Consider the following 22,158-nt stretch of genomic DNA (forward strand, 5'->3'; position numbering starts at 1 on the left):
TCGTCCTGCAGCCCCTGAGCATCGCGTGAGCGGTGGTGACGCACAGGCATCACAGGGTGCCGGCACCAAGGGCCGACCGATCCGAACGAAACCGCCTAGAGCAACCCGGACCCCGCCAGGAACTTCCCCACCTTCGCCACCTCGTCCCCGGACAGCGGCACCTGCGGCTCCGCCGTCACCGGGCAGTCGATGATCCCGCGCAGGTGCAGTGCCGCCTTGAACGCGCCGATCGCCGACGAGCTGCCGCCCATCCGTGCCGGGTCCCCGACGCCGACCATGCCGAACAGTGTGCACAGTCGCTCCTGTTCGCTCCGGGCGCTCTCCCAGTCGCCCGCCCGGGCGGCCCGGTAGAGGCGGACGTAGCCGTGCGGGTCGACGTTGCCGAGGCCCGGCACCACGCCGTCGGCGCCGAGTGCCAGGGCCGAGTCGACGATCAGTTCGGAGCCGGTCAGCACGCTGAATCCGTGGTGGGCGCGGGCGCCGGTGACGACCTCCCGGAACGCGGCCAGGTCTCCACTGGAGTCCTTCAGGCCCTCCAGCACCCCGTCGCCGGCGAGACCGAGCACGACCTCGGCGGGGAGCTTGGTGTGCACGGCGGACGGGATGTCGTAGGCGATCACCGGGACCGGGCTCGCGGCCGCGATCCGGCGGTAGTGGTGGACGATCTCGGCGGGGTGGGTGCGGGCGTAGAAGGGGGCGGTGACGACGACGGCCCGGGCGCCGGCCGCGGTGACCGCCGAGACATGGTCGAGGACGCGCGGGGTGGTCATGTCGATGGCCCCGGCGAGGACGGGCAGCTGTCCGCCGATGTGGCCCACGACCGCCTCCACCACCTGCCGGCGCTGCCGGTCCGTAAGGAAGGCCGCCTCCGAGGTCGAGCCGAGCAGGAACAGCCCGTGCACCCCGCCCTCCACCAGGTGCTCCACCAGCCTGAGCAGCGAGGGGACGTCCACCTCGCGGTCCGGTGTCAGGGGGGTGCAGACGGGCGGAACGACACCGGTCAGCGGGGCGGGAAGCGTCATCAAGGCTCCTGGGGCAGGTGCTGGCGAACCAGATCGCGGGTCGACCGGTCCTCCTCCACAGGATGGTGACAGCGGTAGCGGTGTCCGGGCTGCGACGCGGCCGAGAAGGACGGCATCGTGTCGGCGCAGCTCTCGTCCGCCTTCCAGCAGCGGGTACGGAAGGGACAGCCGCTCGGCGGGCGGGTCGCCGACGGCACCGGGCCGGTCAGCGGGATCGGGTCGATGGGGTCGAGCAGACCCGGCGTGGCGGAGAACAGGGCGCGGGTGTACGGGTGCCGTGCCTGGTCGGTGACCCGGTCGGCCGGAGTCTCCTCCACGATCCGGCCCAGGTACATGGTGATCACCCGGTCGCTCATCCGCCGTACGGTCTGGATGTCGTGCGAGACGAACACCAGGGCGAGACCGAGGCGTTCCTTCAGGTCCAGGAGCAGGTTGAGGATCTGCGCGCGGACCGAGACGTCCAGGGCGCTCGTCGGCTCGTCCGCGACCACCAGGCCGGGGTCCAGCGCGAGGGCGCGGGCGATGACGACGCGCTGCCGCTGGCCACCGGAGAGCTGCCCGGGCAGCGCGTCGGCGAGGGCCCGGGGGAGACCCACCAGGGCCATCAATTCCGCTACCCGGTCCTCCCGTTCGGCCTTGGTGCCGCGCCCGTGGACGTCCAGCGGGTCGCGCAGGATCCTGCGCACCGTCAGCCGGCGGTTCAGGGCCGTCGACGGGTCCTGGAAGATCATGCCGGTGCCCGCGCCGACCGTGGCCCGGCGTTCGGCGGGCGGCATCGACCACAGGTCCCGGCCCCGGAACGACACCGTCCCGGACGTCGGCCGCTCGATGCCCACCAGTACCTTCGCCAGCGTCGACTTCCCGCACCCCGACTCGCCGACCACCCCGACCGTCTCGCCGGGCGCCACGGTGAGATCGGCACCGGTCAGGGCGTACACCCGGTCGCGGGTGAACAGGCCGCCGCTGCGGGCCTTGTGGACGACATGGGCGTCCCGGACCTCCACGACAGCGGTCACTGCACGGTCCTCCACGACAGCGGTCACTGAACGGCCTCCTCGCTCTCCGCCGACGTCAGCTCCACCGCCGGGTGGTGGCAGGCGGCCGTGTGCGTGGGGGTGCCCGCGAGGACCGGCGCGGCGGTGTGGCACACCTCGGTCGCCAGCGGGCAGCGGTCGGCGAAGCGGCAGCCCGCCGGGAAGTCGGCGGGGGACGGTACGACCCCCCTGATCTGCGTCATCCGCTCCTCGGCGGACTCCAGCGAGAGCACGCTGCCGAGCAGGCCGCGCGTGTAGTGGTGGGCCGGTGCCGCCACCAGGTCGGCGGTCACGCCCGTCTCCACGATCTGCCCGCCGTACATCACCACCACCCGGTCGGTGATGTCGGCGACCAGCGCCAGGTCGTGCGAGACGAGGATCAGCGCGAAGCCCAGTTCCTCGCGCAGCCGCAGCAGCAGCTCCATGACCTGGGCCTGCACGGTGACGTCCAGGGCGGTGGTCGGCTCGTCGGCCACGATCAGGGCGGGGTCGCGGGAGAGGGCCATCGCGATCAGGACGCGCTGGCGTTGCCCGCCGGAGAGCTCGTGCGGGTAGCTGCGCAGGGTGCGCTCGGCGTCGAGGCCGACCAGCGTCAGCAGTTCGTGCGGGCTGCGGCGGCCACCGCGCCGCACCAGCTGCTTCAGCTGTGCGCGGATGGTCATCGCCGGGTTCAGCGAGGACAGGGCGTCCTGGTAGACCATCGCCATCTCGTGGCCGAGCAGCCGCCGTCGTACCCGCATCGGCTCGGCGAGCAGGTCCCGCTGCCGGAAGCGCACCTGCCCGCGCACCCGGGCCTCCTTGGGCTGCAGGCCCATGACGGTGAGCGCGGTCAGCGACTTGCCGCAGCCCGACTCGCCCACCAGGCCCAGCACCTCGCCGGGGTGCACCTCGAAGCTGACCCCGTCCACGATGTCCACGCCCCGGTGCCGGTCCGGGAAGCCGATGGCGAGGTTCTCCACCGCGAGCACCGGCTGACCGCCGCCGGCCGGCCGGGGCCGGGCCCGCGCGCGCAGCCGTCGGGCGGCGTCGGTCAGGCCGGGCAGCGGGAGCACCTCGCCGGTGCCGGGTTCCGGCGTCTCCAGACGGTCGCCGGGCGCCGCCACCTCCCGGGCCGCCGGGGCCGCCCAGGCGTCCGAGACGCCCTCGGAGAGGATGTTCAGGGACAGGACGGTGAGCAGGATCAGCAGCCCGGGGAAGACGGTCGCCCACCAGCCGCCGGTCAGCACCATGTTCTTGCCGTCGGCGATGACACTGCCCCAGGACGGGTCCGGGGGCCGCACGCCCGCGCCGATGAAGGACAGCGACGCCTCGAAGACGATGGCCTCGGCGACCTGGACCGTGCAGAACACCAGTACCGGCGCGGCACAGTTGACGGCCACGTGCCGCAGCACGATGTGCGGGGTGCGCGCGCCGATCACGCGTTCGGCGGTGACGTAGTCCTCCCCGTACTGGTCGAGCACGTTGGCCCGCACCACCCGGGCGACCGGCGGGGTGAACAGGAAGGCGATCGCGCAGATCAGCACGCCGATCCCACCGCCGAAGACGGCGACCAGCACGGCCGCGAGCGCGATGCCCGGGAACGCCATCACCACGTCCAGGCAGCGCATCAGCGTCTCGTCCACGGACTTGCGGGAGGTGGCCGCGAACGCCCCGAAGACCGCACCCACGACGAGCGCGAGCGCGGTCGCGCCCAGCCCGATCGCCAGCGACCAGCGGGCGCCGTACATCAGCCGGCTCAGGATGTCCCGGCCGAGGCTGTCCTGGCCCATCCAGTGCGCGGCCGACGGGTGTCCGGTGCCGTCGACCGGGTCCTGCTGGTCGAGCGGGTCGTGCGGGGCGAGCACCGGGGCGAGTACGGCGACCAGGACGACCAGGGCCAGGAAGCAGACGGCGACCTTCGACAGCGGCGGCAGCCGGCGCCGGCCGCGGAGCCGGACGCCGGGCCGGGAGAGCCGCTCGGTGAGTTCGGCGCGCGTGACCATCAGGCCGCCCTCAGACGTGGGTTGACGAGCAGGTAGAGGATGTCGATGACGAGGTTGACGACGACGAACCCGGTCGCGGTGGTCAGTACGACCCCCTGGACGACGGCCGGGTCGCCGTTCTGCACGGCGTCGATCATCAGCTTGCCCATCCCGGGCAGCGAGAAGATCGTCTCGATGACGACGGCACCGCCGAGCAGATAGCCGACGCGCAGGCCGAGCACGGTGAGCGGGTTGACCAGGGCGTTGCGCAGCACGTTCCGGCCGACCACCACCCGGGGCGGCAGGCCGCTGCCGATCGCGGTGCGCACGTAGTCCTTGTCCAGCTCCTCCACCACCGACGTCCGCACGATCCGGGTCAGCTGGGCGGCCACCGGCAGGGACAGCGCGAAGGCGGGCAGGGCCATGGTCTTCAGCCAGCCGGTGAAGGAGTCGGCCGGGTTGATGTAGCCGCCGGTCGGGAACCAGCCCCGGTCCACCGCCAGGTACTGGATCATCAGCAGCGCCAGCCAGAAGCCGGGCGCGGCGACCCCGACGAGGGAGACGACCCGGATGACCTGGTCCGGCAGCCGGTCGCGGTACACGGCGGCGGTGACGCCACCCGCCAGTGCCAGGACGACCGCGATGCCGAGGCCGAGGAAGGTCAGCTGGAGGGTGAGCGGCAGCGCGGTGGTGACCTGGTCGACGACCGGGGCCCGGGTCAGGGCGCTGGTGCCCAGGTCGCCGTGGAGCAGGTCGCCGACGAAGTGGACGTAGCGCACCGGGAGCGGGTCCAGCAGGCCGTTGCGCGCCCGGAAGTCGTGCAGCTGCTGCGGGGTCGGGTTCGCGCCCTGGAAGAAGGCGGACGCCGGGTCGACGTCCGAGAACCGCATCACCAGGAACACGAACAGCACGATCCCGAGCAGCAGCGGCACCAGCAGGGTGACGCGGCGGAGCAGGATCCGTACGACAGCTGTCATGCCGTCAGGTCCACTGGGCTTGCAGGAGGTTGATGCCCGGGTAGGGCTGTGGCCTTATCCCGCTGAGCTTGCGCGGGTCCCAGGCGGTCATCAGCTCGTTGTGGACGACCGGGTAGAGCACGGCCTGCTCGGCGACGACGTCCACGTAGTCCTGGATCATCGCCTTCTTCTTCGCCGGGTCCGGCTCCCGGGTCGCCCGGTCCATGTCCTTGAAGAGCTGCTTGGCGACCGGGTTGTCGGCCCACCGCGTGTACTGCATCCACAGGTTCTGGGGGCCGTAGTTGTAGTGCATGATCAGGTCGGCGTCGAGCCCGAACTGGTTGGGGTTCGAGGCCGCGGCCACCACCTGGTAGTCCTGCTTCTGGTCCATCTTGGTGAACACGGCCGTGGTCTCCTGCGGCGCCAGCGTCGTCTCCACGCCGATCGCGTCCCAGGAGGACTTGACGGTCGGCAGGCAGTCCACGATCCAGCTGACGTTCACGGCGAGGATCTCGATCTTCAGGCCCTTGACCCCGGCGGCCTTCAGCAGCGCCTTCGCCTTCTCGGGGTCGTGGTCGTAGACGGCCTTGGCCCGCCGGTAACCGGGGTTGCCCTCGTTCAGGAACGACGACGCGGGCTTCCCGTGCCCCTTCAGCGCGACCTGCACCATCTTCTCGGTGTCGATCGCGTAGTGCAGTGCCTGCCGCACCCGCACGTCGTCGAAGGGTTTGTGCTTGGTGTTGAACATCAGGAACAGGTTGTTCATCCCGGCGCCGCCCGCGACCTTCAGACCGCCCTGCTCCAGGCGGGGGATGTTGGCGTAGGGGATGTTGTCGGCGATCTGCGCGCCCGCACCGGTGCCGGAGATCTTGGCCACGCGTGGGGCCGCGTCCACGATGGTCAGCCAGTTCATCCGCTTGAAGGCGGGCTTGCGCGGGCCGTTGTAGGCCGCGAACGCCTCGAAGGTGGTGTTCGACTTCGGGTGGTGCGCGGTCTGCCGGTACGGCCCCGAGCCCACCGCGAGCCCCTTGATCGCGTCGTCCCAGGCGCCGGGCCGGGAGAACACGTGCTTGGGCATGATCTTGGCCAGCGTCAGCCGGGCGAGCCCGTCCGGGAAGGGGAACTTCAGGACCAGCTCGACGGTCTTCGCGTCGACCTTCCGGGCCTCCTGCAGCCAGCTGACGAAGAAGCCCTTGGCGAGGGTCTGGGTCTTCGGGTCCAGGATCCGGTCGAAGACGAAGACGACGTCGTCGGCGGTGACGGGTTTCCCGTCGTGGAAGGTCGCACCCGACCGCAGCGTGAACCGCCAGGTCGTGGCGTTCGGGTTCTTCGGCACCGCGGTGGCGAGCGCCGGGTACGGCACCCGGGAGATCGGGTCGGTGTCGAGCAGCCCCTCGTAGATGTGGTTGTTCGCGGCCATGGCGAACGCCGACGCCGTCTGCGTCGGATCCCAGCTGCCGTCGTTGCCGTACCCGATCACCGCGGTCAGCGTGCGGTCCTTGCCGCTGCCACCGCTCCCGGTGTCGTTCGTGGACTCGGGGCCGGAGGAGCAGCCCGCCAGCACCGGCGGAAGGGCGGCGGCCGCGCCGAGTGCCCCCGTGTACTTCAGGAACGACCGGCGGCGCGGTGCCGGCACGTCGTGGGTCACGTCGTCGCGCACGGTTCCTCCAGCGGGGTCGGGGGGAGGGGGAGGTACGACGTCCTACGTCCGATCGGTCAGCGTGACCATAAGAGCGGCTGTGGGGGCGGTCAAGAGATCGCACACGAATGGCGTAGCCGCCACAGGTCGCACCAATGGAGGGGTGAAATAGCGTCGGCAGGCGGTGAGTTGACGCAGCTCACCGGGTGGCGCGGAGCGCACTGCGCAGGACAGACTCCGGCCGAGTGTAGGCACGCTGGGCCACCAGTGGCATGCGAAGCGTGAAATTGCCGGGGGCAGGGGAGCCACCGGAGGTGGACGCGATGAAACTCCCCGTCGGCTCCTGTGCCGTCGACACCGGTACCGGACGCCTCGGCATCGTCATGGGGCACGAAGGGCCGTACGTCCAGCTGCGACCGTACGGCGGCGGGCGGGAGTGGGACGCGAGACCGGAAGCCGTCCGCCGGGCCACCCAGGCCGAGCGACTGAGCGCGGCGACGGCACATGCCAATGCGCGCAGCCGGGGCGAGGTGCCTTGAAGAGCCGCCCGCGGCCCTGGGGGGCTGCACGGGCGGGCAGAATGGAGCCATGAGTCTGTTCCGGGACGACGGCATCGTCCTGCGCACCCAGAAGCTCGGAGAAGCGGACCGCATCATCACGCTGCTCACGCGCGGTCACGGGCGGGTGCGTGCCGTGGCTCGCGGGGTGCGGCGGACCAAGTCGAAGTTCGGGGCCCGGCTGGAGCCGTTCTCCCACGTCGACGTGCAGTTCTTCGCGCGGGGCAGTGAACTGGTCGGGCGCGGGCTGCCGCTGTGCACGCAGAGCGAGACGATCGCTCCGTACGGTGGCGGGATCGTGACCGACTACGCGCGCTACACCGCCGGCACGGCCATGCTGGAGACCGCCGAGCGGTTCACGGACCACGAGGGCGAGCCGGCCGTACAGCAGTACCTGCTGCTGGTGGGCGCCCTGCGCACCCTCGCCCGGGGTGAGCACGCCCCGAACCTCGTCCTCGACGCCTTCCTGCTGCGCTCGCTGGCCGTCAACGGCTACGCGCCCAGCTTCGGCGACTGCGCCAAGTGCGGAATGCCCGGTCCCAACCGCTTCTTCTCGGTGGCCTCCGGCGGCTCCGTCTGCGTCGACTGCCGGGTGCCCGGCAGCGTCGTACCCTCGCCGCAGACCCTGGTACTCCTCGGCGCGCTGCTTACGGGAGACTGGGAGACGGCGGATGCGTGCGAGGCGCGCTACGTCCGGGAGGGCAGCGGGCTGGTGTCCGCCTACCTGCACTGGCATCTGGAGCGCGGACTGCGCTCCCTGCGGTACGTGGAACAGTGAGCAAGGGAGACGAGAAGCACATGGTCGTACGCGGGATCCTGGGCCGCCAGCGCCGCGAGTACAAGTCGCCGGAGCCGCACCCGTCCGGTGCCCGCGCGCCGAAGCTCCCGGGCGAGCTGGTACCGAACCACGTGGCGATCGTCATGGACGGCAACGGCCGCTGGGCCAAGGAGCGCGGGCTGCCCCGCACCGAGGGCCACAAGGTCGGCGCCGAGCGGGTGCTCGACGTGCTGCAGGGCTCCATCGAGATCGGCGTCCGCAACATCTCCCTGTACGCCTTCTCGACCGAGAACTGGAAGCGCTCGCCCGACGAGGTCCGCTTCCTGATGAACTTCAACCGCGACTTCATCCGCAAGACCCGCGACCAGCTGGACGAGCTGGGCATCCGGGTGCGCTGGGTGGGCCGTATGCCCAAGCTGTGGAAGTCGGTCGCCAAGGAACTGCAGGTCGCCCAGGAGCAGACCAAGGGCAACGACCTGCTCACGCTGTACTTCTGCATGAACTACGGCGGCCGTGCCGAGATCGCCGACGCCGCGAAGGCGCTGGCCGAGGACGTGAAGGCGGGCCGCCTCGACCCCTCCAAGGTCAACGAGAAGACCCTCCAGAAGTACATGTACTACCCGGACATGCCGGACGTGGACCTGTTCCTGCGCCCCAGCGGTGAGCAGCGCACCTCCAACTACCTGCTCTGGCAGAGCGCGTACGCCGAGATGGTCTTCCAGGACGTGCTGTGGCCCGACTTCGACCGGCGCGACCTGTGGCGGGCCTGCATGGAGTTCGCCTCCCGCGACCGCCGCTTCGGCGGGGCCGTCCCTAACGAGGAACTCCTCGCCATGGAAGCCGCGATGAAGGGTGACGCCACCTCCTAGCCACCGGTGGTTCATCCGGGCCGCCGAGGATGCGGGACTCATGAGACGTCTCACACCTGTCCTGGCCCTCGGCGCCCTGCTGCTCACCGCGCTGCCGGCCCACGCGTGCGACGGTCCCGCACACCGGGACTCCTACGGCACCAAGGCCCCCTACGCGCCCGGGCAGAACCCGCGCACCTACCAGCGGACCCCGGCCGGCTACACCCCCGTCTTCACCGAGAACGTCTCCCGGCACGGCTCCCGGTCCGCCACCGACAGCGAGGACGGCGACCTTGTCCTCGCCCTGTGGGACAAGGCGCAGGAGCAGGGACAACTCACCCGCAGTGGCGAGGAGTTCGGGCCGACGGTACGGGCCCTGCAGGCCGCCATGGCGCAGGTCGGCTACGGCAACCTCAGCGGACGCGGCAAGCAGGAGCTGAAGGACGCGGCCGTGCGCATGCGGCAGCGGCTGCCCGCCCTGTTCGGGAAGATCGCCGCGGACGGCGAGAAGATCGACGTGGTCAGCTCCGGCCAGGGCCGGGCCGTCGACAGCGGCACCGCCTTCACGGGCGCGCTCGCCGAGGCCGACCCGGCGCTGGGGCCGCTGATCGGGCCCACCCGCACCGACAAGGACCTGCTGTACTTCCACAAGGCGGCGGGCGGCGCGGCCTACCGCGACTACATCGCGCACGACCAGCGTCTCGCGGACACCCTGAAGTCGATCACCGACCAGCCCCGGACGCACGAGGTCGCCCGCAGTGTCCTGCGCAGGATCTTCAAGGACGACTTCGTCGACGGGATCGCCGACCAGGTCCCGGCCGCGCAGGCCGTCTACAACCTGTACGCCATCGCGCCCGCGATGAGCGAGGAGAGCCCCGACGGGCAGGGCTGGGGCATGGAGCGGTACATCTCCCGCTCCGACGCGGCCTGGTTCGGGTACCTGAGCGACGCCGAGGACTTCTACGAGAAGGGTCCCGGCTTCGCGGACAGCGACATCACCTACAAGATGGCCGACGTCCTCCTCGACGACTTCTTCAAGCAGGTGGAGGCCAAGCGGGACGGCACCAGCGACCTCGGCGCCGAACTGCGCTTCACCCACGCCGAGGAGATCATCCCGCTGGCCGCGCTGATGGGCCTGCCCGGCAGCACCGAGCCGGCGACGCCCGGGGAGCCGTACACCTACGCCGGCAACCCCTGGCGGGGTGCCTCCGTGTCTCCCCTGGGCGCCAACATCCAGTGGGACGTCTTCCGGAACGGCGACGACTACCTGGTCCGCATGCTCTACAACGAGAAGGAGACGGCCTTCAAGGCGGGCTGCCGTCCCATCGCCAAGGGCAGTGCCTTCTACGACCTGGACGAGTTGGAGCGCTGCTTCGGGCGGGACTGATCAACCTGCGCTGATCAACGCTTCGCGGCACACTCCGCACACGTACCGAAGATCTCCACGGTGTGCGCCACGTTGACGTAGCCGTGTTCCGCCGCGATGGCCTCGGCCCACTTCTCCACCGCGGGGCCCTCGACCTCGACCGCCTTGCCGCAGCCGCGGCAGACGAGGTGGTGGTGGTGTTCGCCGGAGGAGCAGCGGCGGTAGACGGACTCGCCGTCGGAGGTGCGCAGGACGTCGACCTCGCCCGCGTCGGCGAGGGACTGCAGGGTGCGGTAGACCGTGGTCAGGCCGACCGAGTCGCCCTTGTGCTTGAGCATGTCGTGCAGTTCCTGCGCGCTGCGGAACTCGTCGACCTCGTCGAGGGCCGCCGCCACGGCTGCGCGCTGCCGGGTGGAGCGGCCCTTCACGGGCGGTCCAGCGGTCGTCACCGTCGTCTCCTCACGTCTCGCGTCTGCCCGGGCCATTGTGCCAGCCCGGGCTGTGCGCGGTCAGACGCCGACCTCGTCGCCCGCCCCTCGCGTGGCCGGAATCGAGCACTCGGCGGGGTCGCCCGCGGGCTGTGCCGCGGCGGCCGCGCGGGCGCGTCGGCGGGCCAGTGGGGTGGCCAGGGCGGTGAGGACGACGAACGCTCCGATGGTCAGCAGGACGATCGTCGCACCGGGCGGAACGTCCTGGTAGAACGAGGTGACCGTGCCGCCGATCGACACGGTGACGCCGATGGCGACGGCGATCGCGAAGGTCGCGGCGAAGCTGCGGGTGAGCTGCTGCGCGGCGGCGACCGGTACGACCATGAGCGCGGAGACCAGGATCAGGCCGACCACCCGCATGGCGACGGTCACCGTGACCGCCGCCGTGACGGCGGTGAGCAGGTTCAGGGCGCGCACCGGCAGCCCGGTGACCCGCGCGAACTCCTCGTCCTGGCTGACCGCGAACAGCTGGCGGCGCAGTCCGAGGGTCACGGCGACCACGAACGCGGCGAGGATCAGGATCGCGGTCACGTCCGAGGGGGCGACCGTCGACAGCGAGCCGAACAGGTACGACATCAGGTTGGCATTGGAGCCGCCCGGAGCGATGTTCACGAACATCACGCCGCCGGCCATGCCGCCGTAGAAGAGCATCGCGAGCGCGATGTCGCCGCGGGTCCTGCCGTACCAGCGGATCAGTTCCATCAGCACCGAGCCGAGCGCGGAGACGGCCGTGGCCATCCACACCGGCGAGGCGTTCAGCAGGAAGCCGAGGCCGACGCCGGTCATCGCCACGTGCCCGATGCCGTCGCCCATCAGGGGCTGGCGGCGCTGGACGAGGTAGATGCCGATCGCGGGCGCGGTGATGCCGACCAGCACGGCCGCGATGAGCGCGCGCTGCATGAAGGCGTAGTCGAGGAGGTCCATCAGCTCAGCAGTCCCGTGCGGAGAGGTTCGGAGCCCGCGGGTGCGTGCGGGTGTACGTGGTCGTGGCCGGGCAGGGCGTGCTGGCCGACCGCCTGCGGGGGCGGGCCGTCGTGCAGCACACAGCCGTCGCGCAGGACGACCGCCCGGTCGATCAGGGGCTCCAGTGGGCCCAGTTCGTGCAGGACCAGCAGGACCGTCGTACCGGCCGCGACCTGCTCGCGGAGCGTGCGCGCGAGCACCTCCTGGCTGGCCAGGTCGACGCCCGCCATCGGCTCGTCCATGATCAGCAGCTGGGGCTCGGCGACCAGGGCGCGGGCGATCAGCACCCGCTGGTGCTGGCCGCCGGAGAGCGCGGTCGCCGAGTCCTTGGCACGGTCCGCCATGCCGACCAGCTCCAGGGCGCGCTGTACGGCCGCCCGGTCCGCCTTGCGGAAGACGCCGAAGCCGGTGCGGGCCAGGCGGCCCGAGGAGACGATCTCGGTCACCGTGGCCGGGACCCCGCCCGCGGCCGTGGTGCGCTGCGGTACGTACCCCACGCGCGCCCAGTCCCGGAAGCTGCGGCGCGGGGTGCCGAACAGCTCGATCGAGCCGCCGCTGACCGGCACCTGGCCGATGATGCTGCGCACCGCCGTCGACTTGCCGGAACCGTTCGCGCCGAGCAGCGCGACGACCTCACCGCTGCGCACGGTGAGATCGATGCCGCGCAGGACCGGGCGCGAGCCGAGTTCCGCGGTCACCCCGCGCATGGCTATGACGGGCTCGCCCATGGTGTCGTCCTCCGTGCCGGTCACTTGGCGCCCAGGGCCTGCCGGAGGGCCTTGAGGTTGGCCTCCTGGACCGAGAAGTAGTCGGTGCCCCGGGACTTCTTCGTGATGCCCTCGAGCGGGTCGAGGACGTCCGTCCTCAGGCCCGCGTCACCCGCGACGGTCTTCGCGGTCCTGTCGCTGACGAGCGTCTCGTAGAAGACGGTGGTGACGCCGTCGGCCTCGGCCATCGTCTCCAGGTCCTTCACGCGCGCGGCGCTGGGCTCCGACTCGGGGTCGAGGCCGTTGATGGCCTCCTCGGTGAGGCCGTAGCGCTCGGCGAGGTAGCCGAAGGCGGCGTGCGTGGTGATGAAGACCTTGGTCCTCGTGTTCGCGAGGCCGTCCTTGAACTGCGTGTTCAGGTCGTCCAGCTTCTTGACCAGGGCCGCGGTGTTCTTCCGGTAGTCGGCCGCGTGGTCCGGGTCGGCCTTCTCGAAGGCCTTGCCGACGCCCTCGGCGACCTGGGCGTAGCGCACCGGGTCGAGCCAGATGTGCGGGTCCTTGCCGCCGGACTCCTCGCCCTCGTGGGTGTCGTGCGCGGCCGCGTGGCCGCCGACCTCGTTGCCGTGCTCCTCCAGCGTGGTCAGGGAGGCCGCGTCGATCTTCGTCCGCACCGGGGACTGGGCCACCGCGTTGTCGACGGAGGGCTGGAGGTTCTTCAGGTAGAGGACCGCGTCGGACTCCTCGAGCCCGGCGATCTGCTGCGGGCTGATCTCCAGGTCGTGCGGCTCCTGGCCGGGGGTGGTCAGCGTGGTGACGTGGACGTGGCTGCCGCCGATCTGCTCGGCGAGGAAGCCCATCGGATAGAACGACGCGACGACGTCGAACTTGCTCGTGTTGCCCGCGGCGCTCGCGCCGGAGCAGGCGGACAGGGTGGCGAGGCCGAGGGCGGTGACCGCGGCCGTCGCCACCGCGGGTATGAGCTGTCGTCGTACGTTCATGACAGTCATTTTCAACAAACATGGAAACCGTTGTCAACAAGGCCTGCGGGGGGCCCGAGATGGGGGGCCGATTTGGCCGTGGGGGAGCCTGCGCCGGTAACCTGAATCATTCGCTGGAAGCATCTCGCTTCAACGCCCGTCGTCGTAATGAAGAGAGCACCGTGGCCGCCGACAAGATCGACACCATCGTCAGCCTGAGCAAGCGCCGTGGCTTCGTTTTCCCCTGCAGTGAGATCTATGGCGGACAGCGTGCCGCCTGGGACTACGGACCGCTGGGTGTCGAGCTCAAGGAGAACATCAAGCGCCAGTGGTGGCGCTACATGGTGACGTCGCGCGAGGACGTGGTCGGTATCGACTCGTCCGTCATCCTGGCCTCCGAGGTCTGGGTCGCCTCCGGCCACGTCGCCACCTTCACGGACCCGCTGACCGAGTGCACCTCGTGTCACAAGCGGTTCCGCGCCGACCACCTCGAGGAGGCTTACGAGGAGAAGAAGGGCCACGCCCCGGCGAACGGCCTGGCCGACATCAACTGCCCGAACTGTGGCAACAAGGGCCAGTTCACCGAGCCCAAGCAGTTCTCGGGTCTGCTCTCCACCCACCTCGGCCCGACCCAGGACTCCGGCTCCGTCGCCTACCTGCGTCCCGAGACCGCCCAGGGCATCTTCACCAACTTCGCTCAGGTGCACACCACTTCGCGCAAGAAGCCGCCGTTCGGCATCGCCCAGATGGGCAAGTCCTTCCGCAACGAGATCACGCCCGGCAACTTCATCTTCCGCACTCGCGAGTTCGAGCAGATGGAGATGGAGTTCTTCGTCAAGCCGGGCGAGGACGAGACGTGGCAGGAGTACTGGATGGAGCAGCGCTGGAACTGGTACACCGGCCTGGGCCTGCGCGAGGAGAACATGCGGTGGTACGAGCACCCGAAGGAGAAGCTCTCCCACTACTCCAAGCGCACCGCTGACATCGAGTACCGCTTCCAGTTCGGCGGCAGCGAGTGGGGCGAGCTGGAGGGTGTCGCCAACCGCACCGACTACGACCTCACCGCGCACTCCAAGGCCTCCGGCCAGGACCTCGTCTACTTCGACCAGGAGGCCGGCGAGCGCTGGACTCCGTACGTCATCGAGCCCGCGGCCGGTGTCGGCCGCACGATGCTGGCCTTCCTGCTCGACGCCTACGTCGAGGACGAGGCGCCGAACGCCAAGGGCAAGATGGAGAAGCGCACGGTGCTGCGCCTGGACCACCGCCTCGCGCCGGTGAAGGCCGCGGTGCTCCCGCTGTCCCGCAACCCCGAGCTGTCCCCGAAGGCCAAGAATCTCGCCCAGGCGCTGCGTCAGCACTGGAACATCGAGTTCGACGACGCGGGCGCCATCGGCCGCCGCTACCGTCGCCAGGACGAGATCGGTACGCCGTACTGCGTCACCGTCGACTTCGACACGCTCGAGGACAACGCGGTGACCGTGCGTGAGCGTGACTCGATGAAGCAGGAGCGCGTGTCGCTGGACCAGATCGAGGGTTACCTGGCCAGCCGCCTGATCGGCTGCTGACCCAGAGCTCGTCCCGGTGCCGGGCCCCTGTTCAAAGGGGCCCGGCACCGCGGTGTTTCAGAGGTCCAGGTCCACGAACAGCGCCGCGTGGTCCGATGCCTCGTCGGTCTTCGCCTTCACGCTCTCGAAGTGGTTCGCGTGCAGGAAGATGCCCCGCGTCTCCAGGCCCACGTTCTGCACCTTCCCCCACAGCGCGGGCGGCAGCATGACGTAGTCGAGCTTGTCGTGCGTCTCGCGGCAGGTGCCGTGGGTGCCGGGCTCACCCTGGTAGGAGGGGTGACTCATCACATCGCGCAGACCGGTGTCCAGCAGCACCCCGACCGGCTTGCTGTCCGGGAAGTCGTTGAGGTCCCCCGCGACCACCGCGTTCGGGGTGCGCTCCAGCGCGGCCCGGTAGATCTCCGCGACCCGCTCCGCCTGGGCCAGGCGCAGCTCCGGGTCGTCGCCGGACTTGCTCTTGAGGTGGTTGCCGAGGAGCACCAGGCTCGCCTGACCGAGCTGTATCTCGTACTCGGGGCAGTCGCGGCTGAACAGGGGCTTCGTCGGGTCCGTCGGATTCGGGTCGAAGAGGTGCGGCCGGACGGATGTGATCGGGAAGCGGCTGAGGATCCCGATGTCGATGCCCCGCGGGTCGTTGCCGTCGATCAGCAGATTGAACGGGTACGGCTGCCGGCCGAGGCCCAGGACGTGCTGGTTGAAGCGGTCCAGGGTGAGCCGGTCCTCGACCTCGGGTACCAGCAGGACATCGGCGTCGACTTCTCTGATCACCCGTCCGGTGTTGCTGACCGCAGTCATGTCCAGGTCGTCCTGCCCGAGTTCGGCCCAGCCGGCCCACGTCTTCCGGCCGTCGGCGAGGATCGGAAGCTCCGTCGGCTGTGCCCCCGGCGGAGGCGTGTCGAAGAGCCCGCTCTTCTTGCCGGGACGGTTCTGGTTGATGCGGATCAGCGGCGGGTTCTCGGGATCGTTGCTGTACGCCCGGTACTTCAGGATGAGCGCCGAGATCTTCTGCTTGTCCTCGTCGGTGTACGGCTCCTTGTCCAGGAGAGCGACCAACGCGTCGAACTCGTCCAGGACTTGCTTCCGCTGCGCCGCTTCCGAGAGACGGAAGACGGAGGGGCGGCGGAAGAGGTTCTCGGTGTTGAAGGTGCCGATACGGACGACCATCGCGGCCTCCTGGGGCGGCGCTGGAACACCGCACGGCCGACGGCAGGCGCCGCCTGGGGACTGCTCGTCGGCACTTCCCATTCTCCGGGCGGTGACGCACCGTGTCCAACGGAGCGGGTCTTCCGAATTGGTCCTCCATGAAGGCCCGGGATTGGCTCTGTCCGGGGATCACCCGGGTCACCAGGGTGGCCACATGAGCCTTGCCTTCCTGCTGACCACCCTGGTGGTCGTCGCCACCCCGGGTACCGGCGTCGTCTACACCCTCGCCGCCGCCCTCTCCCACGGCCGCCGCGCGAGTGTCGTCGCTGCCTTCGCCTGCACGCTCGGGATCGTCCCGCACGTTCTCGCCACCGTCACCGGGCTCGCCGCGCTGCTGAACGCGAGCGCCGCCGCCTTCCAGATCCTCAAGTACGCCGGTGTCGCCTACCTGTTGTACATGGCGTGGGCCACGCTGCGGGACAAGGAGGCGGTCACCGTGGAGCAGGACTCCGCACCCGGTTCGGCACCGCAGGTGATCGTCCGAGGTGTGCTGATCAACCTGCTCAACCCCAAGCTGACGATCTTCTTCTTCGCCTTCCTGCCCCAGTTCGTGAGCCTCGACGAGCCGCACGCCCTGCCGCGCATGCTGGGCCTGAGCGGTGTCTTCATGCTGTTGACCTTCGTCGTCTTCGCCCTGTACGGCGTCCTGGCCGCCTCCGTGCGCGACCGTGTCACCTCGCGCCCGAAGGTCATGGCCTGGCTGCGGCGGAGCTTCGCGGGTTCCTTCCTCGCCCTCGGTGCCAAGCTCGCCCTCACGGCTCGGTAGCGAGGGCCTGCCCTGCCTGCACCGCTCGCTCAGCGGCCCTGCAGCGCCTTGACGTTGTCGCCGAAGGTCCAGTTCTTCGAGCCGTCCCAGTTGATCGACCAGGTCATCAGGCCCTTGAGCGAGCTGCCGTAGTGCTTCCAGGCCTGGGAGACCAGGGACGGTGACATGTAGCCGCCGCCCGCGCCCGACTGCGCCGGCAGCCCCGGCACCTGCTTGTCGTACGGCACCTTGACGGTCGTGCCCTGCACCACCAGGCCCTTGTCGAGGCAGTCGGTCTGGGCGGTGAAGCCCGCGACGGTGCCCGCCGAGTAGGAGTCGCCCGAGCAGCCGTACATGCTGCCGTTGTAGTACTGCATGTTCAGCCACCACAGGCGGCCGTTGTCGGCGTACTTCTTGACGATCGGCAGATACGCGCCCCAGATGGAGCCGTAGGTGATGCTGCCGCCGGTGACGTAGGCGGTCTCCGGGGCCATCGTCAGGCCGAAGTTGGACGGCATCCGGGCGAGAATGCCGTCGATGATGCGGATCAGATTGGCCTGGGACGTGGACAGTTGGGAGATGTTCCCGCTGCCCACCAGGCCGGTCTCGATGTCGATGTCGATGCCGTCGAAGTTGTACTTCTTCAGGATCGGGACGATGGTCGCCACGAAGCGGTCGGCGACCGCGCTGGAGGAGAGGTCGATGCCGGCCGCCGCGCCGCCGATCGACAGCAGGATCGTCTGGCCGGAGGCCTTGGCCGCGCACATCTCGGCGGGCGTGGCCACCTTCACGCCGCTGTCCATGCCGTCCTCCCACAGGGCCGTGCCGTCCGAACGGATGACCGGGAAGGCGGCGTTGACGACGTTGTAGCCGTGCGCGGGGATGCGGGAGTCGGTGATCGGGGTCCAGCCGAAGGGCGGGTGGACGCCGTTGGCCGAGCCGTCCCAGTTCTCCCAGTAGCCCTGGAGCACCTTTCCGGCCGGGCGGGACTTCACGGCGCAGGTGTCGGCGGCCGAGGCGGTGGGGGCGGCGGCGATCGCGAGGGGGGCGAGGACGGCCGTGGTGAGCGCTGCGGTGAGCAGCCTGAGCGTGCGGCGGAGCATGCGGATCCTCCCGGTGGGGGTGCGGTGAGGTGTCGTAGGCATGACAGTGCGTCGCCCATGACAGTGCATGTGGTCCAGACCTCTCGTCAATAGGTCTGGACCAACTGTCGGCCCCAAGGGGCTGACAACTATGGACTGACAGATATTGAAATCTGTCATCTGTCATGGCAGGGTGGAGGACATGACGATGCGAACCCGAACCCTCGGAACCACCGGCCCCCAGGTCTCCGCCCTCGGCCTCGGCTGCATGGGCATGTCCGCGCTGTACGGCGACGCCGACCGCGCGGAGTCCGTCGCGACCATCCACGCCGCCCTGGAGGCCGGCGTGACGCTGCTGGACACCGGCGACTTCTACGGCATGGGCCACAACGAGATGCTGATCGGCGAGGCCCTGCGCTCCGCGCCCGCCGCCCGGCGCGAGCAGGCGCTGGTCAGCGTGAAGTTCGGCGCCCTGCGTGGCCCCGACGGCGGCTGGACCGGCTACGACGGCCGGCCCGCCGCGGTGAGGAACTTCGCCGCCTACTCCCTGCAGCGCCTCGGTGTCGACCACATCGACGTCTACCGGATCGCCCGCCTCGACCCGGACGTGCCGATCGAGGAGACCGTCGGCGCGATCGCCGAACTGATCGAGCAGGGGTACGTCCGGCACGTCGGCCTGAGCGAGGTCGGCGCCGAGACCGTCCGGCGGGCCGCCGCCACCGCGCCGATCGCGGACCTGCAGATCGAGTACTCGCTCATCTCCCGCGGTATCGAGGAGTCGATCCTGCCGGTCACCCGTGAGCTGGGCATCTCCGTCACCGCGTACGGAGTCCTCTCCCGCGGCCTGATCTCCGGCCACTTCCCCCGCGACCGGCAGCTGGCGGCGAACGACTTCCGCGCCTACTCGCCCCGCTTCCAGGGCGACAACCTCCAGCACAACCTGAACCTGGTCGACGCGCTCCGCAAGATCGCCGAGCAGAAGGGCGTGACGGTCGCGCAGATCGCCATCGCCTGGGTGCTCTCCCGCGGCGAGGACATCGTGCCGCTGATCGGCGCCCGCACCCGCGAGCGGCTGAGCGAGTCGCTGGGCGCGCTGGACGTGATCCTGGACGAGGCCGACCTGACGGCGATCGAGCAGGCCGTACCGGCGGACGCCGCGGCCGGCGACCGCTACCCGGCCGCCGCCATGGCCCACCTCGACAGCGAGCGATGACCATGGCGCCGGGTACGGTCTAGGCATGGCACCGCCCACCGAGACCCTGACCGCCGAGCGCATCCTCGAAGCGACCGAGGAGGTGCTGCGCCGCCACGGCCCGGCCAAGGCCACCGTGGTCGACGTGGCCCGCGCGCTCGGCGTCAGCCACGGGAGCGTCTACCGGCACTTCCGCACCAAGGCGGTGCTGCGCGAGGCGGTGACCAAGCGGTGGCTGGACCGGACCTCGCAGAAGCTCGCGGGCGTCGTCGCCGGGGACGGTTCTCCCGAGGACCGGCTGCGGGCCTGGCTCGCGGCCCTGTTCGAGGCCAAGCGGCACAAGGCGGGCGACGACCCGGAGCTGTTCCGGACGTACACGGTGCTGACCGAGGAGAACGTCACGGCGGTCGGCGAGCACATCACCGACCTGACCGCCCAGCTCACCCGGATCATCCAGGACGGCGTCGCCGCCGGCGCCTTCACCGCCCCCGACCCGGCCGCCACCGCCCGCGCGGTCTTCCAGGCCACGGGCCGCTTCCACGACCCGGGCTACGCACGCGAGTGGCAGCAGCCCGGAGTCGAGGAGGAGTTCACCGCGGTGGTGGACCTGTTGCTGCGCGGTCTGCTCACCTGACGGTGACCCGGAGGATCTTGTCGAGCTTGTAGCCGTTGCGGTCGGTGCCGAGCCACAGCTCGTTCGCGCCGGGGACCTTGGCGAGGGCGCGCAGCTTCCCATAGGCGCCGCTGTAGTACGCGGTCAGCTTGCCGACGCTCCGTCCGTCGGCGTTGATCGGCAGCCGCCACAGCCGCTCTCCGCGCAGCGTCGACGCGTAGACGGCGTTGTCGACGACGGCCAACTGGGCGGGCACGCCTCCGCCGCTCGGCTTCCAGACCGCCTTCGGGTTGGTCATGCCCGCGGCGGAGCAGCCGCCCTCGCAGGCGGGCCAGCCGTAGTTGGCGCCCGGCCGGATCAGGTTGAGTTCGTCCCAGGTGTCCGCGCCGATCTCGGACTCCCACAGCCTTCCCCGGGTGTCCCAGGCGAGACCCTGGGGGTTGCGGTGGCCGAGGCTGTAGACACGGTTGCCGAACGGGTTGCCGGGCGCCGCGGCGCCGGTCCTGGTGATGCGCAGGATCTTCCCGTTGAGCGAGTTCCTGTCCTGCGCGAGGGCACCTTGGCGCGCGTCGCCGGTGGTGACGTACAGGTATCCGTCGGGGCCGAAGACGATGCGGCCGCCGTTGTGGTCGCCGCCCCGGCGGATCCCGCCGAGGATGACGGTGTAGCCGCTGAGCGAGGTCCCGTCGAAGCGCATCTTCACGACCCGCGTGCCCTCGGCGGCCGTGTGGACGAAGAACACGTCCCGGTCCGTCGTCCCGTTCCAGGTCGGGGAGGGGGCGACGCCCATCAGTCCGCCGTTGCCCACACCGGCACTCGCGGTGCCGTTGACCGTGTTCGGCACCGCCCCCACCTTCTTCTTGGAGCCGTCACGCCCCTGAAGCCACACCGTGGCGCTGTGACGCTCCGTCACCAGCGCCCTCTTCCCGTCGGGCAGGAAGGAGATGCCCCAGGGCTCCGTCCATCCGGCGGACAGGGTGGCGGCGGCCGTCGGCGCACTGCCGCCGGCCGGGGCCCGTGTCGCTGCGGCTGCCGGCGTCCACTGCACGGCGCAGGCGGCGAGGACGGCGGTGGCGGTGGTGAGCGCGGCTACGCCCGAGCGGACAGGATGCGCTGAATGCGCGAAGCGTGACATTCTGTTCCCTTTTCTGACGAGGTGTAGGGAAATCGCCATTGGAGTATCAAAGGCCCGCGGACAGGCGGGCCACTTGAACTCCCCCAACCGGAGGCCCCTCGCTCCCGCGCGGACGACGGCCCTAGGCCCCCGCCGTGCACCTCCAGAAGTCCCGCATCAGCGGTGTCGGTGTCGGGTCGGCCATGCCCACCTGGGTCAGGAGCAGCGTGATCGTGCCGGTGGCGGGGACGAGGTGGGCCGTGGTCCCGGTGCCGCCGACCCAGCCGTAGCGGCCGGGCACGTTCCAGGGGGCGCCCGGAGTGACGTCGACCTGGCCGCCGTAGCCCCAGCCCTGGCCCTCCAGGAAGAGCCGGCCGATCTCCCGCTGGCGGGAGCTGAGGTGATTGCTCGTCATCCGGCTCACCGAGGTGGGCGACAGCAGCCGCCGGCCGTTCGCCTCACCGGCACCCAGCAGCATGCGGGCGAAGGCCAGGTAGTCGTCGGCCGTCGAGGCGAGACCCCCGCCGCCGGACGGGAAGGCGGGCATCCGGCTCCACTCGCCGTCGGGCGTGTCCGCGACCTCCAGGGTGCCGCCGGCGCCCCGTCGGTAGTACGTGGTGAACCGGGCCCGTTTGTCCGCGGGCACCTCGAACGACGTGTCCGTCATGCCGAGCGGCTCGAAGACCCGCTCGGCCAGGAACTCCGGGAGGCTACGGCCGGACACCCGCGCGATCAGCACACCCTGCAGATCGGAACAGGTGCCGTACAGCCAGGCCTCGCCCGGCTGGTACAGCAGCGGCACCCGGGCCAGGGCGGCCAGCCAGGCCTCCGGGGCCGGGTAGGCCTGCGGGGCGCGGCCGTCCTTCTGGACCTCGAACAGCGCCCGCACCGCCGGCAGGGCGAAGTCGGAGGGAAAGCCCCAGCCGGCCCGGGAGGAGAGCAGGTCCTCGACCGTGATCGGACGGGCCGCCGGCACCAGGTCGTCCGGCGGGCTCGCGGGCGTCCGCACCGCCATCGGCTCGGTCAGCTCCGGCAGCCACTCGTCCACCGGATCGTCGAGACCGATCCGGCCGTCCTCGACCAGCATCAGCACCGCCGCCGCGGTCACCGGCTTGGTGATCGAGGCGATCCGGAAGAGGGAGTCCCGGGCCATCGGGGCACAACCGCCGACGTCCGCGTGGCCGACGGCCACCACCTCGACCTCGTCCCCGCGGGCGACCAGGGCCACCGCGCCGGGCACGGTCCCGTCGTCCACGTACCGGCGCAGGGTGTCGTGCAGTGCGGTCATGGCCCTCGGCCCTCCGGTCAGCCGTCGTCGTCGTACGTACGACTCCTGCCGCCGCCGGAA

General features: G+C 70.6%; 21 protein-coding genes. 8 read left to right on the forward strand and 13 right to left on the reverse strand.

Annotated elements, in window-relative coordinates:
- Positions 1-95 precede the first annotated feature (95 nt).
- The 5 genes from ACIF83_RS03070 to ACIF83_RS03090 are packed head-to-tail and all read right to left on the reverse strand — an operon-like array spanning position 96 to position 6,633.
- Positions 96-1,022 (reverse strand): dihydrodipicolinate synthase family protein, encoded by a 927-nt coding sequence (locus ACIF83_RS03070; protein ID WP_393465278.1) that lies wholly within the window; start codon positions 1,020-1,022, stop codon positions 96-98.
- Entirely contained in the window at positions 1,022-2,038 is a 1,017-nt protein-coding gene (locus ACIF83_RS03075; RefSeq protein WP_399723164.1) for an oligopeptide/dipeptide ABC transporter ATP-binding protein, read from the reverse strand. The genes ACIF83_RS03070 and ACIF83_RS03075 overlap by 1 nt, the downstream gene beginning before the upstream one ends.
- Positions 2,039-2,061: 23 nt before the next feature.
- Positions 2,062-4,038: a dipeptide/oligopeptide/nickel ABC transporter permease/ATP-binding protein gene (locus tag ACIF83_RS03080; RefSeq protein WP_399723027.1), complete on the reverse strand. Its 1,977-nt coding sequence runs from the start codon at positions 4,036-4,038 to the stop codon at positions 2,062-2,064.
- Entirely contained in the window at positions 4,038-4,994 is a 957-nt protein-coding gene (locus tag ACIF83_RS03085) for an ABC transporter permease (RefSeq protein WP_398137407.1), read from the reverse strand. The genes ACIF83_RS03080 and ACIF83_RS03085 overlap by 1 nt, the downstream gene beginning before the upstream one ends.
- Positions 4,995-4,998: 4 nt before the next feature.
- Positions 4,999-6,633 carry an ABC transporter substrate-binding protein gene (locus tag ACIF83_RS03090; RefSeq protein WP_399723030.1) on the reverse strand — a complete coding sequence of 545 codons (1,635 nt, stop codon included), beginning with the start codon at positions 6,631-6,633 and terminating at the stop codon, positions 4,999-5,001.
- Positions 6,634-6,935: 302 nt separating this feature from the next.
- On the opposite strand from ACIF83_RS03090, the gene ACIF83_RS03095 reads away from it, so the two are divergent.
- Genes ACIF83_RS03095 through ACIF83_RS03110 form a run of 4 tightly spaced genes read left to right on the forward strand, consistent with a single transcriptional unit; the run spans position 6,936 to position 10,182 of the window.
- Positions 6,936-7,151, forward strand: coding sequence for a hypothetical protein (locus ACIF83_RS03095; protein ID WP_393465289.1), 216 nt, complete (start codon positions 6,936-6,938; stop codon positions 7,149-7,151).
- A gap of 49 nt (positions 7,152-7,200) precedes the next feature.
- On the forward strand, positions 7,201-7,947 hold the full coding sequence (recO, locus tag ACIF83_RS03100; protein WP_386571960.1) for a DNA repair protein RecO: 747 nt from the start codon (positions 7,201-7,203) through the stop codon (positions 7,945-7,947).
- 20 nt (positions 7,948-7,967) lie between these two features.
- Complete coding sequence (locus tag ACIF83_RS03105) at positions 7,968-8,816, forward strand: isoprenyl transferase (RefSeq protein WP_399723166.1); 849 nt, start codon at positions 7,968-7,970, stop codon at positions 8,814-8,816.
- 40 nt (positions 8,817-8,856) lie between these two features.
- The gene (locus ACIF83_RS03110; RefSeq protein WP_399723032.1) at positions 8,857-10,182 is read left to right on the forward strand and encodes a histidine-type phosphatase; all 1,326 of its coding nucleotides are present in this window, start codon (positions 8,857-8,859) and stop codon (positions 10,180-10,182) included.
- Positions 10,183-10,196: 14 nt separating this feature from the next.
- Here ACIF83_RS03110 and ACIF83_RS03115 read toward each other — a convergent pair whose 3' ends face one another.
- The 4 genes from ACIF83_RS03115 to ACIF83_RS03130 are packed head-to-tail and all read right to left on the reverse strand — an operon-like array spanning position 10,197 to position 13,317.
- Positions 10,197-10,610: a Fur family transcriptional regulator gene (locus ACIF83_RS03115; RefSeq protein ID WP_386571962.1), complete on the reverse strand. Its 414-nt coding sequence runs from the start codon at positions 10,608-10,610 to the stop codon at positions 10,197-10,199.
- Positions 10,611-10,670: 60 nt separating this feature from the next.
- Entirely contained in the window at positions 10,671-11,573 is a 903-nt protein-coding gene (locus ACIF83_RS03120; RefSeq protein WP_399723035.1) for a metal ABC transporter permease, read from the reverse strand.
- Positions 11,573-12,340 carry a metal ABC transporter ATP-binding protein gene (locus ACIF83_RS03125; protein WP_399723037.1) on the reverse strand — a complete coding sequence of 256 codons (768 nt, stop codon included), beginning with the start codon at positions 12,338-12,340 and terminating at the stop codon, positions 11,573-11,575. Before ACIF83_RS03125 ends, ACIF83_RS03120 begins: the two co-directional genes overlap by 1 nt.
- 20 nt (positions 12,341-12,360) lie before the next feature.
- Entirely contained in the window at positions 12,361-13,317 is a 957-nt protein-coding gene (locus ACIF83_RS03130) for a metal ABC transporter substrate-binding protein (protein ID WP_399723039.1), read from the reverse strand.
- A gap of 161 nt (positions 13,318-13,478) precedes the next feature.
- On the opposite strand from ACIF83_RS03130, the gene ACIF83_RS03135 reads away from it, so the two are divergent.
- On the forward strand, positions 13,479-14,861 hold the full coding sequence (locus tag ACIF83_RS03135) for a glycine--tRNA ligase (protein WP_399723041.1): 1,383 nt from the start codon (positions 13,479-13,481) through the stop codon (positions 14,859-14,861).
- 57 nt (positions 14,862-14,918) lie between these two features.
- Here the strand turns inward: ACIF83_RS03135 and ACIF83_RS03140 are convergent, their stop codons facing one another.
- Positions 14,919-16,025: an endonuclease/exonuclease/phosphatase family protein gene (locus ACIF83_RS03140; protein ID WP_399723043.1), complete on the reverse strand. Its 1,107-nt coding sequence runs from the start codon at positions 16,023-16,025 to the stop codon at positions 14,919-14,921.
- Between the two features lie 193 nt (positions 16,026-16,218).
- On the opposite strand from ACIF83_RS03140, the gene ACIF83_RS03145 reads away from it, so the two are divergent.
- Positions 16,219-16,830 carry a LysE family translocator gene (locus tag ACIF83_RS03145; protein ID WP_399723045.1) on the forward strand — a complete coding sequence of 204 codons (612 nt, stop codon included), beginning with the start codon at positions 16,219-16,221 and terminating at the stop codon, positions 16,828-16,830.
- A gap of 29 nt (positions 16,831-16,859) precedes the next feature.
- Here the strand turns inward: ACIF83_RS03145 and ACIF83_RS03150 are convergent, their stop codons facing one another.
- Positions 16,860-17,912: a chitinase gene (locus ACIF83_RS03150; RefSeq protein ID WP_393465313.1), complete on the reverse strand. Its 1,053-nt coding sequence runs from the start codon at positions 17,910-17,912 to the stop codon at positions 16,860-16,862.
- Positions 17,913-18,093: 181 nt separating this feature from the next.
- On the opposite strand from ACIF83_RS03150, the gene ACIF83_RS03155 reads away from it, so the two are divergent.
- Positions 18,094-19,104, forward strand: coding sequence for an aldo/keto reductase (locus ACIF83_RS03155; RefSeq protein ID WP_393465315.1), 1,011 nt, complete (start codon positions 18,094-18,096; stop codon positions 19,102-19,104).
- Positions 19,105-19,129: 25 nt separating this feature from the next.
- Positions 19,130-19,717 carry a TetR family transcriptional regulator gene (locus ACIF83_RS03160; protein WP_393465318.1) on the forward strand — a complete coding sequence of 196 codons (588 nt, stop codon included), beginning with the start codon at positions 19,130-19,132 and terminating at the stop codon, positions 19,715-19,717.
- Here ACIF83_RS03160 and ACIF83_RS03165 read toward each other — a convergent pair.
- Positions 19,710-20,831 (reverse strand): PQQ-dependent sugar dehydrogenase, encoded by a 1,122-nt coding sequence (locus ACIF83_RS03165; RefSeq protein WP_399723047.1) that lies wholly within the window; start codon positions 20,829-20,831, stop codon positions 19,710-19,712. The genes ACIF83_RS03160 and ACIF83_RS03165 overlap by 8 nt on opposite strands.
- A gap of 121 nt (positions 20,832-20,952) precedes the next feature.
- Entirely contained in the window at positions 20,953-22,098 is a 1,146-nt protein-coding gene (locus ACIF83_RS03170) for a serine hydrolase domain-containing protein (protein ID WP_393465323.1), read from the reverse strand.
- Between the last annotated feature and the right edge of the window lie 60 nt (positions 22,099-22,158).

The organism is Streptomyces sp. NPDC085866, from assembly GCF_044541035.1.
GTDB lineage: Bacteria > Actinomycetota > Actinomycetes > Streptomycetales > Streptomycetaceae > Streptomyces.